The organism is Variovorax sp. GW458-11-26-14-LB1 (assembly GCF_059423965.1).
Genome location: NZ_JBWKYW010000033.1, coordinates 1 through 17330, shown reverse-complemented (window position 1 = coordinate 17330; position 17330 = coordinate 1). Strand labels below are relative to the sequence as shown.

At 67.3% G+C, this 17330-nt stretch carries 14 protein-coding genes and 1 pseudogene; 10 read left to right on the top strand and 5 right to left on the bottom strand.

Annotated features, from left to right (window positions below; genetic code table 11):
- The first annotated feature begins 11 nt into the window (after positions 1 to 11).
- From AC07YS_RS20575 to lhpI, 4 genes are read left to right on the top strand one after another with little or no spacing between them, the layout of a single operon-like run.
- The gene (locus AC07YS_RS20575; RefSeq protein WP_495269977.1) at positions 12 to 329 is read left to right on the top strand and encodes a hypothetical protein; all 318 of its coding nucleotides are present in this window, start codon (positions 12 to 14) and stop codon (positions 327 to 329) included.
- A complete protein-coding gene (locus tag AC07YS_RS20570; protein WP_495269976.1) occupies positions 326 to 898 on the top strand; it encodes a 3'-5' exonuclease family protein in 573 nt (190 codons plus the stop codon). The genes AC07YS_RS20575 and AC07YS_RS20570 overlap by 4 nt, the downstream gene beginning before the upstream one ends.
- Positions 895 to 1764, top strand: coding sequence for an alpha/beta hydrolase (locus AC07YS_RS20565; protein ID WP_495269975.1), 870 nt, complete (start codon positions 895 to 897; stop codon positions 1762 to 1764). The genes AC07YS_RS20570 and AC07YS_RS20565 overlap by 4 nt, the downstream gene beginning before the upstream one ends.
- A complete protein-coding gene (gene lhpI, locus AC07YS_RS20560; RefSeq protein WP_495269974.1) occupies positions 1761 to 2711 on the top strand; it encodes a bifunctional Delta(1)-pyrroline-2-carboxylate/Delta(1)-piperideine-2-carboxylate reductase in 951 nt (316 codons plus the stop codon). Before AC07YS_RS20565 ends, lhpI begins: the two co-directional genes overlap by 4 nt.
- A gap of 33 nt (positions 2712 to 2744) precedes the next feature.
- On the opposite strand, the gene AC07YS_RS20555 is transcribed toward lhpI, so the two are convergent.
- Positions 2745 to 4958, bottom strand: a complete 2214-nt coding sequence (locus tag AC07YS_RS20555) for a TonB-dependent receptor domain-containing protein (RefSeq protein ID WP_495269973.1) — start codon at positions 4956 to 4958, stop codon at positions 2745 to 2747.
- Between the two features lie 304 nt (positions 4959 to 5262).
- On the opposite strand from AC07YS_RS20555, the gene AC07YS_RS20550 reads away from it, so the two are divergent.
- Positions 5263 to 5532 (top strand): hypothetical protein, encoded by a 270-nt coding sequence (locus AC07YS_RS20550; RefSeq protein ID WP_307589336.1) that lies wholly within the window; start codon positions 5263 to 5265, stop codon positions 5530 to 5532.
- Between the two features lie 5 nt (positions 5533 to 5537).
- Positions 5538 to 6008 carry a hypothetical protein gene (locus AC07YS_RS20545; RefSeq protein ID WP_447747003.1) on the top strand — a complete coding sequence of 157 codons (471 nt, stop codon included), beginning with the start codon at positions 5538 to 5540 and terminating at the stop codon, positions 6006 to 6008.
- 56 nt (positions 6009 to 6064) lie between these two features.
- Here the strand turns inward: AC07YS_RS20545 and AC07YS_RS20540 are convergent, their stop codons facing one another.
- The 4 genes and pseudogenes from AC07YS_RS20540 to AC07YS_RS20525 form a co-directional block, all read right to left on the bottom strand.
- A complete protein-coding gene (locus tag AC07YS_RS20540; protein ID WP_495269972.1) occupies positions 6065 to 6910 on the bottom strand; it encodes a fumarylacetoacetate hydrolase family protein in 846 nt (281 codons plus the stop codon).
- A gap of 29 nt (positions 6911 to 6939) precedes the next feature.
- Entirely contained in the window at positions 6940 to 7971 is a 1032-nt protein-coding gene (locus tag AC07YS_RS20535; protein ID WP_495269971.1) for a TRAP transporter substrate-binding protein, read from the bottom strand.
- 38 nt (positions 7972 to 8009) lie between these two features.
- Entirely contained in the window at positions 8010 to 8762 is a 753-nt protein-coding gene (gene cnbZ, locus AC07YS_RS20530) for a 2-amino-5-chloromuconate deaminase CnbZ (protein ID WP_495269970.1), read from the bottom strand.
- Between the two features lie 52 nt (positions 8763 to 8814).
- Positions 8815 to 13558: pseudogene (locus AC07YS_RS20525) on the bottom strand (Ig-like domain-containing protein).
- A gap of 228 nt (positions 13559 to 13786) precedes the next feature.
- On the opposite strand from AC07YS_RS20525, the gene AC07YS_RS20520 reads away from it, so the two are divergent.
- From AC07YS_RS20520 to AC07YS_RS20505, 4 genes are all read left to right on the top strand, one after another.
- Complete coding sequence (locus AC07YS_RS20520) at positions 13787 to 15367, top strand: ABC transporter substrate-binding protein (RefSeq protein ID WP_495269968.1); 1581 nt, start codon at positions 13787 to 13789, stop codon at positions 15365 to 15367.
- A gap of 9 nt (positions 15368 to 15376) precedes the next feature.
- The gene (locus tag AC07YS_RS20515) at positions 15377 to 16318 is read left to right on the top strand and encodes an ABC transporter permease (RefSeq protein WP_495269967.1); all 942 of its coding nucleotides are present in this window, start codon (positions 15377 to 15379) and stop codon (positions 16316 to 16318) included.
- A gap of 3 nt (positions 16319 to 16321) precedes the next feature.
- Positions 16322 to 17161, top strand: a complete 840-nt coding sequence (locus AC07YS_RS20510; protein ID WP_062482920.1) for an ABC transporter permease — start codon at positions 16322 to 16324, stop codon at positions 17159 to 17161.
- Positions 17161 to 17330, top strand: a 170-nt coding sequence (locus tag AC07YS_RS20505; RefSeq protein ID WP_495273740.1) for an ATP-binding cassette domain-containing protein, incomplete at its 3' end; no start/stop codon positions are given. The genes AC07YS_RS20510 and AC07YS_RS20505, both read left to right, overlap by 1 nt.

The following is a 17330-nucleotide window of genomic DNA, read 5'->3' as shown; positions in this document are numbered from 1 at the left end:
CACCCACACCCATGAGCCTGCCGACCGACTTCTCTTCGCTCGACGATGCGGTCAGCTGGCTGCAGTCTCAGGGTCTTCATGCGTTCCGCAGACATTGGAGCCTGGGTGATTCCGTGGGCGTTGCCGCATCGGTCTCGGACCATGAAGGCGTCACGGTGCTCAACCGGCTGGTGTTCATCTACCTCGACCAGAACCGCTGGTCCATGATGGACCTCGACGACCACAGCGCCACGCGATCGACGCATTTCGGTTCCATGGCGGAAGCCGTACGGGCGGCCAGAGACCGCACGCAAGAGAACGCCCAAACACAGACATTGAAGAATCCATGACCGAGATCTACATCAGCACCGACGTCGAAACCGACGGCCCCATCCCCGGCCCGCACTCGATGCTCAGCTTCGGCTCGGCCGCCTACACGGCCGACAAGCAGCTCGTGTCCACCTTCAGCGCCAACCTGCACACGCTGCCCGGCGCCGAGGCCGATCCGAAGACGGCTGCCTGGTGGCAGACGCAGCCCGAGGCCTGGGCCGCGTGCCGCACCGACCTGCAGGACCCGACGCATGCCATGAAGAACTACGTCGCGTGGCTCAAGGGCCTGAAGGCGCGGCCGGTGTTCGTGGCGTACCCGGCGGGCTTCGACTTCCTGTTCGTCTACTGGTACCTGATGCGCTTCGCGGGCGAGAGCCCGTTCAGCCATTCAGCGCTCGACATGAAGAGCTTCGCGATGGCCCTGCTGAAGATCGGCTACCGCGACAGCACCAAGCGCGCGATGCCGCGCCGCTGGTTCGATGCCGGGCTGCCGCACACGCACGTGGCGCTGGACGACGCCATCGAGCAAGGCGCCCTCTTTTGCAACATGCTCGCCGAAAGCCGGCGGGCCGGCGGATCGCAGGCATGACGACCAGCACCAACGCACCCGCGCGCCGCTGGTGGATGTCGCTGGCCGCGCTGCCGCTCTTTCTGCTCGGCGGTTGCGTGCAGTCGATGTTCTATTACCCCGACCGCGTGCGCTACGAAACGCCCGACGCGCTGGGCCTGCGCTACGAGAACGTGCGCTTCACCAGCGCCGACGGCACGCGCCTGAGCGGCTGGTTCATTCCCGCCGCAGGCCGGGCCGACCCGAAGGCGGCCAAGGGCACGGTGGTGCACTTCCACGGCAACGCGCAGAACATGAGCAGCCACTGGCGCTTCGTCGCATGGCTGCCGGCGCAGGACTACAACGTCTTCGTGTTCGACTACCGCGGCTATGGCGAATCGGACGGCGCGCCCGAGCCCCGCGGCGTGTTCGAAGATTCGAATGCCGCGCTCGACCACGTGCGCGCCCGCGCGGACGTCGATGCGTCGCGGCTGTTCGTCTTCGGGCAGAGCCTGGGCGGCACGAACGCGATCGCGGCCGTGGGCTCGGGCAACCGGGCCGGCGTGAAGGCGGTGGCGATCGAGTCGACCTTCTATTCGTACCGCTCCATCGCCAACGACAAGCTGCCGGGCGCCGGCCTGCTGGTGCGCGACGACTACGCGGCCTCGAAGTTCGTCGCGGCCATCGCGCCGATTCCGCTGCTGCTGATCCACGGCACCGCCGACGCGGTGATTCCGCACGGCCACTCGCAGCGGCTGCTGGCCGACGCGAAAGAACCCAAGCAGCTGATCGAGGTGCCGGGCGCCGGTCACCTCGAGCCGATGGCGGCGCCGCGCTTCGGCACGACGTACCAGCAAGCCCTCACCACCTTCTTCGACAGCGCTCCGGCGCTGCCTGCCCGCCCATGAAACACTTCGACGAAGCCGCCACCGCCGCACCCCTGGGCTTCGAGCAGCTGGTGCCCGCGCTGCGCACCGCCTTCGCGGCCGAGGCGCAGGTGCCGCCGCGCCACGTGCACAGCATCGAGACCGGCGGCGACGCGGCCACGCGCGGCACGGTGTTGATCATGCCGGCGTGGAGCGACGCGGGCTTCCTGGGCATCAAGACGATCAACATCTTTCCGGGCAACGGCGCGCGCGGCCTGCCGGGGCTGCACGCGACCTACGTGCTGTACGACGCGCGCACCGGCGTGCCGCTGGCGATGATGGACGGCAACGAGATCACCGCGCGGCGCACGGCGGCCGCCTCGGCGCTGGGCGCTTCGTTCCTGGCCCGCACCGATGCGCGCAAGCTGCTGGTGCTGGGCACCGGTCGCATCGCGCGCATGCTGCCCGCCGCGCACGCGAGCGTGCGGCCCATCGACGAGGTGTGGGTGTGGAACCATCGGCCCGAGGGCGCCGAAGCGCTGGCCGAGCAATGGCGCAGTGAAGGATGGAACGCGCAGGCGGCCGGCACCGACCTCGAAGCGGCCGTGCGCAGTGCCGACATCGTGAGTTGCGCCACGCTGGCGACCACGCCGCTGGTGCGCGGCGAGTGGCTCGCGCCGGGCGTGCACCTGGACCTGATCGGCAGCTTCACGCCCGCGATGCGCGAAGCCGATGTGCAATGTTTCGACGGCACGCGCACCTTCATCGACACGCCCGAGGCGCTGCAGAAGGCCGGCGACCTGCTCGACGCGATCGCCGCCGGCACCTTGCGTGCCGACGCGGTGCAGGGCACGCTCGCCGAGCTATGCCGTGGCGCGCGGCCCGGGCGCACGGGCGATGCCGAGCGCACGGTGTTCAAGGCGGTGGGCAGCGCGCTCGAAGACCTGAGCGCGGCCACGCTGGTGTGGCAGGCCCGCACGGACCCCTGAGGCCCGCGCGACCCGCCACGGTCGCCGTCAGCGTCAGAACGTCACGTTCGCCGACAGCCAGATCGTGCGTCCCGCAGGCGTGGTGCCCGCCACCGACGCGCCGCCCTGGAAGTACTCGTTGACCCAGGCCGAGGTGCCCGCCAGGTTCACCTGCTGGAACTTGCGGAAGTCCTTGTTGAACAGGTTGTTGATGTTGGCGTTCAGGCGCACGTTCTTCGACACCTGGTAGGAGCCGCCGAGGTGGAACAGGTGGTAGGCCTTGATGTCGCCCACCGCGCGGTAGATCGCCAGGTTGTTGCCCGTGAGGCGCGCCGGGTCGCCGGTGAAGCGCGGGCTCTTGCCGCGGTACTCGCCGCGCAGCCAGAAGCGCCACTTGGCGTCGGGGTTCCAGTCGAGCTGCGCATGCAGCAGGTGGCGCGCGGTGTCGGCCAGCTTGCCGTTCTTCACGCCGCCTTCGATCACTTCGCTGTCGGTCCAGGTGTAGCCCGCCTTCAGGCCCCAGGCCTTGGTGAGCTGCATGCGGCTGCTCAGTTCCATGCCCCAGGTCTTGGCCTGGTCGACGTTGACCGAATAGTTGGCGGTCGGGTCGACCACGCAGCTGGAGATGCGCGCCACGCTGCAGTCGCCGCCGCTGGCGATCTTGTCCTTCACCTTGTTGTGGAACAGGGTCGCCGAGGCGGTCAGGCCCTTCTGGTTGTTGAACAGCGCCGACAGCTCGGTGCTGGTGCTGGTCTCGGGCTTGAGGTTCGGGTTGCCGATGTTGAGCGTGGCGCCCTGGCCGCTCACGCCGCTGATGCCGTCGATCAGCTGGTTCAGGCGCGGCGCGCGAAAGCCCTTGCTGACGCCGCCCTTGAAGGTCCACTGCGGCGTGGCATCCCAGACCAGGTAACCGCGCGGGCTTACGTGGCCGCCGAAGGCGCTGTGGTGGTCGTAGCGCCCGCCCAGCGTGGCGGTGAGGCCGGGCGCAAGGCGCCATTCGTCTTCGGCGAACAGCGCCCACATGGTCTGGCTCTGCGAGCGCGGCAGCAGGCCGTCGACCAGCTTGGCGTCCCACCACTGGCCGCCCACGGTCAGCACGTGGGCATCGCCCACGGGCGCGACGAGCTTGCTGTCGAGCACGAGGTTGGTGGTCTTGAGTTCGCGCGCGCGGCCGCGGTCGGCTTCGTTCAGCCAGTACACGGTGCGGCGGGCCGCGGCATTGCGCGGGATGGCGCCGCCGGGAATCGTGCGGCCGACGGTCTCGGTGGTGGTGTGCATCAGGCTGCTTTCCACCGTGCCGAAGCCCAGGCGCCCGGTGTGGCCGATGGCGACCTGGTCGCGGTTGAAGCGCAGCGCGTCCAGGTAGCCCGGCGGGTTGTTGCCGGTGCGGTTGGGTGCGGCGGCGTCGCGCGTGCCCAGGCGGCCGTCTTCGTTGTCGTACCAGCTGCGGCCCGATTCGACGTCGAGCCAGATGTCGTGCTGGCGGTTGGGCGTGAGCATCAGGCGCCCGCCCACGCTGTGCTGGCGGCTCTCGGCGGGCGCCGGGTTGCGCGCCGTCGCGGGCTGCGCCTGGCCCGGGGCCAGCACCCAGTCGGCGGCTTCGCGGCGGTAGATGTTGCCGCGCAGGGTCAGGCCCAGCAGGTCGGTGGCGACGGGGCCGCTCAGGTAGACGCTGGAGCGCGTCTGCGAACCCCACTCGCTGTCCTGCGGGATGCCGGTTTCCATCGTGACCTGGCCGCCCCATTCGCGTGCCACCTTGCGCGTGATGATGTTGACCACGCCGCCCATGGCGTCGGAGCCGTACAGCGTCGACATCGGGCCGCGGATGACCTCGATGCGCTCGATGGCCGCCAGCGGCGGCATGAAGCTGGTGTGCGCGGCGCCGAAGCCGTTGGGCGTCACGTCGCCGGCCACGTTCTGGCGGCGGCCGTCGATGAGGATCAGCGTGTAGTCGCTGGGCATGCCGCGGATCGAGATGTCCAGGCCCCCGGTCTTGCCGGTGGCGCCGCCCACATCGATGCCTTCGACGTTCTGCAGCGCCTCGGCCAGGTCGCGGAACTGGCGTGTTTCCAGCTCCTGGCGCGTGATCACCGAAATGGAAGCGGGCGCGTCCTTGAGTTCCTGCTCGAAGCCGGTCGCGCTGACGACGACCTCGCGCAGTTGTTGTTCAGCGGGCGTCTGGGCGAACAGGGCGGGAGAAAAAAGGGATGCGGCGGCCAGCGCCAGCACCGACGGACGCGGCCGACGGCCGCAACGCGAAAACAACATGCAAAAACTCCACGGGAAACGGCAGGAAAAACAGGGCCGCTCTCGGGATGCGTTGTTGTTGCGTACCAACTGATCAGCATCAATTCTATTGAGAATGAAAACAAATATTATTTGCATCCAGAGCCACCGAAGGGACATTGCGAGAGGCCGATGGCGCTTCGTGTAGGCCCTGCTTCCGGCCACCCAGACAAACCCCATGTCAGCCGAAAGTTCATCTTGAATTCGGGGGCGGATACGTCATCTGGCGAATGGCAGCCCGCGAAGGGCGCTGTTACTCTGGAACAAGAAAAAAGAGAGGTCCGCCATGCTCACCATCCTTCAGAAAGCCGTGATCCTCGGGAAGGCCGGCGTCGATGTACCAGCCCGTCCGCTGGACGACCTGTCGACGCCGATGGCCACCGGCTCGCCGGTGAAGGCGGAAGGCGTGTCGCAGAAGGCGCACGAATGGGCGCGGGCCGTCGAGACCCTGTACGTCACCTACGTCGCGGCGCGCGCCGCGAAGAGCCTGCGCGACGCCGAAGAGGCGCGGCAGTCGGCCATGCTGCGGCAACTGTCGGCCGCGGTGCAGGCCTGAGCACCATGGGACTGTTCGATTTCCTGAAGAAGAAAAAGCAGCCGGAAGTGGAAATGCCGTCGACGCTCGAGGCCGGCATGGCCTCGCAGGCGGAAGACTTCATCGGCGCTTTTTCGCAACCCGGCGCGCCCATCGACAGCGCGGCGCTCGACTACTCCGAAGCCTCGCTGGTCCTGGTCGATCAGGTGCTCGAAGACTTCTTCCAGCAGCAGGCGCCCTTGCCCGACGACCTGCACTTCCTGGCGTCGGCCTACGTGTTCGAAACCGCACGCCGCGAGTTCGGCGGACGCTACCTGCGCGGCGACGACGACAACCCCTTCGTCCTCGTGATCGGCCCCGACAGCGCACAGGTCGGCGTCTGCGCGATGGCCAAGGTGCGCGGGCGCGCCGTCAACGGGCCGGAAGACAGCCTGGCGTTCTTCTACGCCGGCATCGCGCCCGTGGTGCAGCGCGGCGTGAGCGCCACGCTGATCTGACACAGCGGCAGCAGCGGGCGCCTCACGGCCCGCTGCCGCCCCCTGCCACCTCCCCTTCAGTCGAACTGTGCGGCGACCTGCCGCTGCGTGCCCAACCCTTCGATGCCCAGCGTGACGACATCGCCGCGCTTCAGGTAGACCGGCGGCTTGAACCCCATGCCCACGCCGGGCGGTGTTCCCGTGGAAATGATGTCCCCCGGGCGCAGGCTCATGAACTGCGAGAGGTACGCGATCAGGTAGCGCACGCCGTAGACCATGGTCGCCGTGGAGCCGCTCTGGCGCCGCACGCCGTTGACCTCCAGCCACATGTCCAGCTGCTGCGGGTCGGGCACTTCATCGGGCGTCACGAGCCAGGGCCCGATCGGTCCGAAGGTGTCGGCCGACTTGCCCTTGGTCCACTGGCCCTGGCGTTCGGTTTGAAACGCGCGCTCCGACACGTCGTTGATCAGGCAGTAGCCCGCAACGTGGTCCATCGCGTCCGCTTCGCTGACGTACTTCGCGGTCTTGCCGATCACCACGCCCAGCTCCACCTCCCAATCGGTCTTGGTGGAGCCGCGCGGAATCTCGAGCACGTCGTTCGGTCCACCGATCGCCGAGGTCGCCTTCAGGAAAACGATGGGCTCGGGAGGCACCGTGGCGCCCGTCTCGGCCGCGTGGTCCGAGTAGTTGAGCCCGATGCAGATGAACTTGCCCGAGCCGGCCACGCAGGCGCCGATCCGCGGGGCGCCTTCCACCAGCGGAAGGCTCTGCGGGTCCAGCGCGGCGAGGCGCGCCAGGCCGGAAGGCAGCAGCACCTCGTGTGCGATGTCGTTCACGTGCATGGAGAGGTCGCGCAAGCGGCCTTCTGCGTCGAGCATCGCCGGCTTTTCCTGGCCGACGGCCCCGTAACGCAACAGCTTCATTCGTCATTCCTTGGTGGTTGGTTGGCTGGCTATCTGGCGGCGCTGCTGCGTGCCTTGCCGAGCTCGGAGAACAGTTCCTGGGTCAGTGCCGGATCGATCTGCCTGACATGCTTGTCCGTGACCGGCGCGAGCTTCTCGCGCAGGCGCTCGCGCTCGGCGGCGGGGAACTCGGTCAACACCATGCCCTGGCCCTTCAGGAACTCGGCGGCCCTGGCGTTGACGTCGCGGTTGGCGGCGCGCTGGAAGGGCTGCGTCTCCCGGGCTGCATCGAGAAGGATCTTGCGTTCGTCGTCCGACAGCTGCTCCCACCGCTTCTTGCTGAACAGCAGCACGACAGGGTTGAACACGTGCCGCGTGTTGGAGGCGTACTTCTGGATCTCGTAGTACTTCGAGGCTTCCACCAGCGAGTACGGATTTTCCTGGCCGTCGACGGCCTTCTGCTCCAGCGCGGTGTAGACCTCGGGCAGCGGCAGCGGCGACGGGTTGGCGCCCAGCGCGCGGAAGGCATCGATCATCACGGGGATCTGCATCACGCGCAGCTTCAAGCCCTGCAGGTCTTCCATCTTCGCCACCGGCCGCCGGCTGTTGGTGACGTTGCGAAAGCCGTGCTCGAAGTAGGTGAGGCCGATCAGCCCCTTCTCGGGCAGCTTGTCCAGCAGCTTGCGGCCGACCGGCCCATCGAGCACGAAGTCGGCTTCCTTCTCGTTGTTGAACAGGAACGGCAGGTCGAACAGCGAGAACTCCCGGGCCATGCCCGAGAGCAGACCCGGAATCGCCATCGTCATTTCCACCGTGCCGCCCTGCAGCGAGGCGATGACCGAGGCATCGCCGCCCAGCACGCCCGAAGGAAAGAGCTTCACCTTCATCTTGCCGCCGCTCTTTCTCTCGACGATCTCCGAGAAGCGCTGCGCCCCCATGCCCTGCGGATGCTCCTTCTGGTTCACGAAGGCGAACTTGAAGGTGCGCTCCTGGATGTTCTGCGCAGCGGCGAGGCCGGCCGCCAGGAACGCGCTCAGGACGATGCAGGTGGCGGCCAGGCGATGCGGCAATTTCTTGGGCATGGGCGTCTCGGTGAAAGGGTGTGGCGACCCGCGCGCGATCAGACCGCGACGCGTTCGAACTGGACGCTGCGGCAGTCCATCTCGTACTCGAGATCGACCACGGGCGGGCGGTTGTAGTGCCAGGTCAGCCCGTGTCGCGCGGCACCGCGCTTGACGATCTCGTCGGCGATGAAGGGATGGATGTCGTGCACCGTGTACAGCTGCGAGCCCGTGGTGCTGGCCCAGGTGAAACCCAGCGATGCCAGGCGGCGTTCCATTTCGTCGAGCACCCACTGCGCCTTCTTCAGGATGGCGGGCGGCGAGGTATCGCCCAGGCGCACGGCATGGTCGCGGTAGTGCCCCTTGCCTTCCGGCGCTTCGGCGCTGCCGGCCACCACGAACGACGCCGCCGCCTCGGCGTCGGGCACGGTGTAGCTGAACGCATGGAACGAGGGCTCCGACGGCGGCGACACCGCGGGGCACACGTTGCTTCGCGCGACCGGATTCAGGTCGCCGATGAAGATCCCCCACTCCTTCAACGTGCCCACGTAGAGGTTGTTGAACTCGACGAAGCCCTGTTCGGTGAACGGTGCCGGGGACCGCAGTTCGCACGCGCAGAAGGCGGCCAGCGGACGCGAGGCCTCCTCCAGGATTTCCTTGATGCGCCGAAAGCCCTGCTTCAGGGGCAGGGGCTCCAGGAAGCGCACGCGCTCGATGCGAAACCCAGGTTCGGCGGCCACGCCAGCCGAGTACTGCTGGACGCCCGGAATGAACCGATAGCCGCCTGGGAGGGAGAGTTGGAGTGCCGACACGTGATTTCCTTTTTTGGAGAGCGAGAGAAAGAGAGAGAAAGAGCGCAGGAGCTCAGGGAATCTGGCTCCAGCGCTGGTTGGCCCCGCCATGGCAGGCGTAGGTGGACAGCGCCGTGCCCTGCGTGGTGGTCGAGCCGGGCACATCGAGGCACGCACCCGAAGACACCCGGTTGCGCAGCGTCGCCCCGACCACGCTCCATTGCGTGGCCGCGCCCGCCGTGCACGACAGCTGCACCACCGGGCCGCCGCCGGCGTTGGTGTTGCCCTGCGCCAGGCACAGGCCGCTGTGCTTCGCGACGAACTGGCTGTAGCCGCCGCTGCTGTTGACGGTGAAGGTCTCGTTGGCGCCGTTGCCGCAGGCCCACTGCACCACCGTGGCACCGCTGGTCGTCGAGCCGCCCGACACGTTGACGCACAGGTTGTTGACCTCCGAGCGGATGCGCGTGTCGATCGCCGGTGCGGTGTCGAACGACTTCACGTACTCGCCGAGTGCCAGCAGGTCGGCCGCCGGCAGGCTCGATGCGTTGCCGTGGCCGCCCGCGAGCACGTCCTGCAGCGTGGCCTTCTGGCCGTTGTGGAAGAAGCTCGGGTTGCTCCAAGTGCCGTAGAGCGTCGGCGTGTCGAAGCCCACGCCGGCCAGCGGCTGGCTGCTGCCCTTGCCCGACGACAGTTGGATGGTGCCCACGTCGTGCCGCAGACCGTCGCGCAGGCTGCCGGCCGTGTGGCAGGTCGCGCACTGGGCCGTGTTGAACACGGTCTGGCCGCGCACCGCGTCCACGCTGAGGTTGCCGTCCGCCGCGCGGGCCGGGCTGCGCATGTACTTGTTCAGCGAGTTCAGGTAGGCCGCGAGATCGTCGAGCTGCGCGTTGCGGCCGGCCTTCGGCACGCCGAGCGGGTCGCCCGTGGCCGAGAAGTCGGCGTTGGTCAGGAAGCCCGTGCCGCCGAATTCGTTGCGGATGTCGTGCTCGAAGTCCTGCACCTCGTCGAAGTTGGCGGTCCAGTGCAGCTTGCCGTGGCCCGTGCCGCGCCGTCCCTGCAGGCTGATGGTGCGGCGCAGGCCCTCGCCGCGCTGCGTGAAGTCCCACACCATGCCGTCGTCGCTGCCATCGGCATGGCAGCTCGCGCAGGACATGTAGTTGTTCATGCTCATGCGCCGGTCCGACGCGTTGTAGAACACCTGCTTGCCGCGCAGTGCCGCAGCGGCCATCGGCTCCTGCGCAACCGTGGTGATGTTCTGCAGGAAGGCCGGGGCAGCCGACTCCGAGGACAGCACCTGCGCCACGTCGTGCACCGACACCGAGCGCGCCAGGAAGTTGTTGACGTACAGGCGCTTCCGCACCGCATCGAGGTACAGGCCGTGCGGCGCGCTGCTGGCGTTGATCTCGCCGCGCACCGAGCGGTTGTAGGCATCGACGATGGCGATGCGGTTGCCTTCCATCTGCGCCACGAAGATGTAGTCGCCGGCCGGCGAGTACAGCGCGGCGCGCGCGGGGGCGCGGTCGTTGAAGTCGAGCTGTTCGCTGAACACTTCCGCGGCCGTCTGCAGGTTCACCTGCGACAGGATGGAGCGCACCGTCTTGTCATGCTCCAGCGGCAGGCCGTCGCGGAAGGTGCCGCGCACGATGTTGTCCTTCTTCGAAGGCAGGAGCGCACGCGCACCATCGGGCGAGATCACCACCTGGCTCAGGTAGTTGGGCACGCCGCGCGAGGCGGCCTCGGTGTCGACCGTGGTCGTGTCGACCGCCAGTGCGATCGGCGTGGCGGCGCTGAAGCTCTGCAGGTTCACCTTGTGCAGCTGCCCGCCCGTCATCTTCGACTTGAAGCGCGTCACGTAGGCCGACTGCGAGCTCGCATCGACCGCGATGCCGCGCACGCTGCCTTCCAGGGCGAGCGTGCTGGTGGCAGCACCGGTCGTCGGGTCGAAGCTGACCAGCGCCGACTTGCTTTCCAGCGTCAGCAGGCCCTTCGTGCCATTGGGCGTGAAGACGACGCCGTACGGGCCGCTGCCGTAGGCCAGCGGCACCGTGGTCGACAGCGTGCCGTCGGCGGCGTTGAGCGCCACCAGCTTGTCCTCGCCCTGCACCGTGACCCAGATGCGGCCGTCGGGGCCGACGGCCAGCGTCTTGGGCTCATCGCCCACGCGCACTTCCCAGCGCTTGGTGAAGGTCTGCGCGTCGATGGCGGCCACCGTGCCGCTGTCGGGGTTCACCGCATACACCGCGTTCGCATCGCCCGCGATGTTGGTCGTGTGCGTGGGCGCCGCCGCCGTGACGGGTGCGATCACCGTGAGGTTGTAGGTGTAGAAGGTCTCCTGGCCGTTCGCGGCCTTCACCGTCAGCGTCACGGTGTAGTGGCCGGGGCTGCTGTAGGTGTGTGTGACGCCGGGTTGCGAGGCGTACGCGCTCTGCGTGCCGTCGCCGAAGTTCCAGCGGAACTGTGCGCCGGTGGCACCCAGCGTGGCCGGGTTGAAGTTCAGCTGGCCGTTGACGATCTTCGGTGCGCCCACGATGCCGGGATCGCCGATCACGGCCTGCGCCCGCAGCGCCGCCACGTCGGTGTCGCCGAGCACGCGGCCGTACACGCGCACCTCGGCCAGCGTGCCCTTGAAGAGCGCGGTGTTGCCCTGGATCTGCCCCAGCAGCTGGAACTTGGTCGACAGGCCCTTGGTGCCGGTCGGTCCGGTCGAGGTGGTCTTCACGCCGTCGACGTACACCGCCTGCGCGCCCGAGGCCGCGTCACGCGTGAGCACGACGTGGTGCCAGTTGCCGTCGTTCACGGCGCTTTGCGAGCGCGTGCCCGCGTGGTCGCCCACCGACAGCTTGATGTTGCCGGTGCTGTCGAGCCAGCCCCAGAACACGTCGTCCACGCCCGGCGACTGGTCGCGTCCGAAGATGCCGGGCGCGGTCCACGAGTTCGCACCGCCGGCCTGCGTGGTCTTCATGTAGAAGCTCAGCGACGCCGTGCCGCCCAGCGTGGTGGACACGCTGTCGTTCTTCAGCTGCACGCCCGTGGTGCGATTGGCGAAGTTCAGGCCGATGCTCTCGAACGCGTCGCCGGTGGCGGGCGTGCCGTTGTTGGCGCTGATCTGGTCACCGAGGTTGCCGGTCAGCGCCCAGTGGTGCATCAGGTTGATGTCGTTGGCGTTGCCCGTGTTGAAGGTGGAGCGGTAATCGGCCGCAATGGCGTTGCCCGCATAGTCCTTCAGGCCGTTGGCGGGCAGGAACACTTCATAGCTCGTGCCCGGCTGCAGCGGCTGCGCGGGGTGAAAGTTGACGATGCCCAGCTGCACGCTGTAGGTGCCCGCCAGCGTGTTGCCGCCCACCGGGCGCACGATGAAGGTGTTGGCGTTCACGCTCTCGGGCCGGATGCTGTCGGTCATGCCCAGGCCGATGCGCGAGGTGAGGGCCTGCTGCTTCGCACCGTTCACGGGCGAGACCTGCTTCACTTCGGGCTTGGTGGTGTCGGGGTCCACCGCATGCACGATGAAGCCGCTGCCCGAGCCGTGGTCGTTGCCGACGTAGATCAGGTTGCCGAACGGCGACACCTGGCCGTGGTCGGAGCTCGAGAAATCGGGGTGCGTCGTTGCGAACAATCCGCCGCGCCCGACCTCGACGTGGTTGAGCGGGTTGCTCACATCGACCTTGTGGATGTAGTTCTGTGCGCCCTGGAACACGAAGTTGTCCTGCGTGCTGCAGTACAGCTGCTGGTTGATCACCAGCCGGTTGTCCTCGGCCACGAAGCGCGAGCGGTCGCTCAGGTCGTAGCCGTACATCTTGCCGCCGCTCTCCTGTGCGGAGGCGTAGACCTTCTTGCCGTCGAAGCAGGTGGAGTAGTAGCTGGCGGTGGACCCGGAGACGGTGTCGAGCACCTTGGGATTCAGCGGGTCCGAGATGTCCAGGCTGGCGAAGCCGCTGGTGTTGGTCATGGACGTCAGCACCATGTGGTTGCCCATGGTGAAGATCGGCCCCACGCGAAAGCCGCCGAGCTCGCCCGTCGGTATCGGGTTGGGCTTGCCGGCGCCGCGGTTCGCGAGCACTGCGTTCGCGGGGTCGGTGGCGTCGATGACGAACACGCCCTGCTCCGCCGCCGCCACGTACAGGTAGGGCGCCTGCCACCACAGCTGCCAGCTCACGTTGTTGTAGTCGCCCTTGTTGACGTTGGGCAGCACCAGCTTCTTCACCTGCTTGACGTCGTTGATGTCGGTGAAGTCCCAGAACTCCACGCCGAAGACGCTGGGCACGGCGACGTACTGCTTGCCGCCGATGCTGGCGATGCCGATGGAATGCGGCTCCCTCAGTTCCTTGGTGCGGCCGTCCGGCTCGTAGATGCGCTTGACGAGCCGCAGGTTGCGCGGATCGGAGACGTCATAGAGCAGGAAGCCACCGGGGCCCAGCCCGCCGTCGGGCGTGAACGTCGTCAGGAAGTAGCCGTTGATCATGAGGCCCACGTTCTGGCCGTAGTGGTACTTGGTGTACCCGGCGGTGGGGTGCGTCACGCTGCCCCCGGGGATCTTCGGCACGTCGGCGCCGGTGCCGGCCCCCCCCCCCCACGCCGGTGTCGACCTCCTCCTTGATCATCGAGATGGGCTTGAACAGCTCGGCCTGCGTGTAGGTCAGGTTGCCCAGTCCGGGTCCCTGCAGAGGCAAGGGATCGGCCACCAGGTCAGCGGCCGCGGAGGCCATGCTGGTGGCAGCCTTCCTGATCGTGTCGAGGGGGTTCACCCCGGTGATCGCCGCATGCGTCAGCAACGCACAGCCGAACAGAAAACCTACCGCAAGAACTTTCTTGGTGCTCATTTTCATCCTCGCAAATTCGATCGGACGCCATCTTTCGGTGGGAAAAGATTCGACCGGAATCTAGCAGCGGATGCGTGCGCGAACGGCATTGAATTTCGAAGGGAGAGTTCGAATATTTAGATCATTGCTCAGGGTAAATGGTGATGTTTTGGCATAGGTTGTGCTTCAAAGTTCGGGCCTGAAAAAAGTGAATTCATTGCCCACCGATCGCCCATGAAGGAACACCCCATGTCTCACGCCGGTCTTGTTGTCCAGCGCCTGCCTCGCCTGTCCAAGCGCAGCCTGCTGGGCGCTTCGCTGCTCGCGATGCTGTGCACCACGCTGCCCCACCATGAAGCGCATGCGCAGGGCCCGCGCAACTTCGCCACGCTGGCGATGGTGGCCGAGCCGCAGACGCTCGACCCGATGGCCTCCACGGCCGACCTGGTCGGAACCATCATGCAGCACGTGTACGAGACGCTGTACACCTTCGACGCCAAGTGGAACGTGGTGCCGATGCTGGCCGAGGGCATGCCGAAAATTTCGGCCGACGGCAAGACCTACGCCATCACGCTGCGCAAGGGCGTGGCGCTGCACAACGGGCGCGAGCTCACGGCCGACGACGTGGTGGCCAGCCTGCAGCGCTGGATGGACCAGTCGCCGCGCGGCAAGGCCGTGGGCAAGGAAATCGAGAGCCTCAAGGCCAAGAGTCCGCTGGGCGTGGAGATCGTGCTGAAGGCGCCGTATGCGCCGCTGCTCTCGCAACTGGCTTTGCCCAGCAATGGCACCGCCGCGATGATGGCCAAGGAATCGATGGCCTCGCCGCTGAAGGACTTCGTCGGCACCGGCCCCTACAAGTTCAAGGAGCGCCGTCCCGACCAGTTCGTGCTGCTCACGCGCTTCGACAAGTACGCCGCGCGCAAGGAACCCGCGAGCGGCTACGGCGGCAAGCGCGAAGCGGCCATCGAAGAACTGCGCTTCGTGCCCGTGCCGAACGCGAGCACGCGTGTCGAAGGTGCACTCGCGGGCCAGTACGACTTTGCAGACCTGCTGCCGGTGGAAGCGCTGCCGCGCCTGGAGAAGGCCAGTGGCAAGACGCTGCCGATCATCACGCCCGCCTTCGGTTTTCCGCTGGTGGTCTTCAACACCAAGGAAGGCCCGCTCGCCAGCCAGGCCGTGCGCCAGGCCCTGCAGACGGCGATGGACCAGGGCGAAATGCTCGCGGCCGGCTTCGGCGACACGCGCTTCTTCATCGCGGAAGCGAACCACTTTCCCAAGAGTTCGCCGTTCTACTCGGCGGCCGGCGCCGACCAGTACAACCAGCGCAACGCCACCAAGGCGAAGGACGCCGCCGCCAAGGCCGGCTACAAGGGCGAACCGATCCGCGTGCTCACCAGCCGCCAGTACGACTTCCACTACAACATGTCGCTCTTGATGGCCGAGCAGCTCAAGCGCGCCGGCTTCAAGGTCGACCTCAACGTGGTCGACTGGGCCACGCTCACCCAGCGCCGCAACGACCCGCGGCTGTGGGAAATCTTCATCACCCATTCGGGGCTGTTCCCCGAGCCCATGCTGTCGCCACCGCAACTGGGCGACGGTGCACCAGGCTGGTGGGACTCGCCCGCCAAGAAGGCCTCGCTCAGTGCGTTCAACACCGAGAGCGACCCAGCCAAGCGCGGCGCGCTGTGGGGCAAGGTGCAGCAGGTGGTGTACGACGAGGTGCCCTACATCAGCGTCGGCAAGTTCAACGCCCTCTCGGCCAAGAGCCCGGCGCTGGACAACTACCAACCCACGAACTGGCCGTTCTTCTGGAATGTGAAGATCAAGTAGGAGGCGCGCTTGTTCCGTTTCATCGCCTCGCGCGCGGGCGGCATGCTCGTCGTGCTGTCCCTGGTGGCCGTGCTGGTCTTCGTGCTCACGCGCGCCGCCTCGGGCGACCCCATCTCCGTGCTGCTGGGCGACCAGGCCACCGCCGCCGACATCGCCCGCGTGCAGAAGGACTACGGCCTGGATAAACCCCTGCCCGTGCAGTTCGGCTACTGGCTGCGCGAAGTGCTGCAGGGCAACCTGGGCACCTCGATCTTCCTGCAGCGCCCGGTCACGCAGGCACTGTGGGAACGCGCCGAGCCCACCACCTTGCTGGCGCTGCTGGCCGTGGCCATCGCGGCGCTCATCGGCGTGCCCTGCGGCATCGTCTCGGCCGTGTTCCGCGGCCGCGTGGTCGACCAGTTCTTCACCGGCATCGCGATGCTGGGTGCCAGCATCCCCAGCTTCTGGCTGGGCATCGTGCTGATCCAGATCTTCGCGGTGTCCTTCGGGTGGTTCCCGGTGTCGGGCTACGGCGCGCCCGATGCGCCCTTTGCCGAACGGCTGCATGCGCTGGTGCTGCCAGCCACCGTGCTGGGCCTCTTGAACTCCGCGCTCATCATCCGCTTCACGCGCGCCTCCATGCTCGACGTGCTCGGCGAGGACTACGTGCGCACCGCCCGCTCCAAAGGCCTGAGCGAGAGCACCGTCGTCTTGAAGCACGCGCTGCGCAATGCCTTGGTGCCCATCGTCACGGTGATCGGCCTGACCGTCGCGCTCATGATCGGCGGCGCCGTCATCACCGAGACCGTGTTCGGCCTGCCCGGCGTGGGCAATTTGGTGGTCAACGCCGTGCTGCGGCGCGACTACCCCGTCATTCAAGGTGCGCTGCTCGTGATTGCCGCGATCTACGTGCTCATCAATTTCTCGATCGACCTGCTGTATGCGGTCGTCGATCCGCGCGTGAAGGTCTGAACGATGCGCATGCCTCGAATGCTCCGCCAGCTGATGCACCGCCGCATCGTGATGGTCTCCGCCCTGGTGCTGCTGGTGATCGCCGTGCTCGCGGTTGGTGCGCCGTTGTTTGCTTCGGCCGACCCCAACGACACGGCGGTGCTGCAGCGCCTGAAGGCGCCCAGTGCCGAACACCTGCTGGGCACCGACGAACTCGGGCGCGACATGTATGCGCGCATCGTGCATGGCGCGCGCTACTCGCTGGCCATTGCGGCGCTCACGGCGCTGGGCGCGGTCATCGCCGGCACCGTGCTGGGTTTGATGGCCGGGTTCTTCCGCCGGCTCGACGCACCACTGATGCGCGTGGTCGACGCCATGATGTCCTTCCCCGACATCCTGCTGGCCATCGCGCTGGTGGCCATCCTCGGACCTTCTCTGATGAACACCGTGCTCGCGCTGGTGCTGGTCTACACGCCGCGCGTGGCGCGGGTGGTGCGGGCCTCGACCTTGGTCGTGCGCGAACTTCTCTTCGTCGAAGCCGTGCGGGCCCTGGGCGTGCGCACCTCGCGCATCCTGTGGCGTCACATCCTGCCGAACCTGATGTCGCCGATCCTCGTGCAGGTGTCGTTCATCTTCGCCTACGCGATCCTGGCCGAGGCCGGCCTGTCGTTCCTGGGTGTCGGCGTGCCGCCCGAGATCCCCACCTGGGGCACCATGGTCGCCGGCAGCCAGCAGTACGCGCACCAGGCCTTCTGGGTCGTGCTGTTCCCGGGCCTGGCGATCATCTTCACGGCGCTGTCGCTGCAGTTGCTGGGTGATGGCGTGCGCGACCTGCTCGATCCGAAGCTCAAGAAGACCTCGTGATGAACACCGCGAACACCACCCCACGCCTCACGGTCACCAACCTGAGCACCAGCTTCCCCACTGAAGACGGATTGATCCGTTCGGTGGCCGATGTGAGCTTTGCCATTCAACCCGGCAAGACCACCGCGCTGGTCGGCGAATCGGGCTCGGGCAAGTCGGTCACCAGCCT

Coding starts and splice junctions, on each gene's coding strand:
- AC07YS_RS20540 (WP_495269972.1), bottom strand. CDS start 6,910: ATGAAGCTGTTGCGTTACGGGGCCGTCGGCCAGGAAAAGCCGGCGATG.
- AC07YS_RS20570 (WP_495269976.1), top strand. CDS start 326: ATGACCGAGATCTACATCAGCACCGACGTCGAAACCGACGGCCCCATC.
- AC07YS_RS20545 (WP_447747003.1), top strand. CDS start 5,538: ATGGGACTGTTCGATTTCCTGAAGAAGAAAAAGCAGCCGGAAGTGGAA.
- AC07YS_RS20575 (WP_495269977.1), top strand. CDS start 12: ATGAGCCTGCCGACCGACTTCTCTTCGCTCGACGATGCGGTCAGCTGG.
- AC07YS_RS20550 (WP_307589336.1), top strand. CDS start 5,263: ATGCTCACCATCCTTCAGAAAGCCGTGATCCTCGGGAAGGCCGGCGTC.
- lhpI (WP_495269974.1), top strand. CDS start 1,761: ATGAAACACTTCGACGAAGCCGCCACCGCCGCACCCCTGGGCTTCGAG.
- AC07YS_RS20555 (WP_495269973.1), bottom strand. CDS start 4,958: ATGTTGTTTTCGCGTTGCGGCCGTCGGCCGCGTCCGTCGGTGCTGGCG.
- AC07YS_RS20565 (WP_495269975.1), top strand. CDS start 895: ATGACGACCAGCACCAACGCACCCGCGCGCCGCTGGTGGATGTCGCTG.
- AC07YS_RS20535 (WP_495269971.1), bottom strand. CDS start 7,971: ATGCCCAAGAAATTGCCGCATCGCCTGGCCGCCACCTGCATCGTCCTG.
- AC07YS_RS20510 (WP_062482920.1), top strand. CDS start 16,322: ATGCGCATGCCTCGAATGCTCCGCCAGCTGATGCACCGCCGCATCGTG.
- AC07YS_RS20520 (WP_495269968.1), top strand. CDS start 13,787: ATGTCTCACGCCGGTCTTGTTGTCCAGCGCCTGCCTCGCCTGTCCAAG.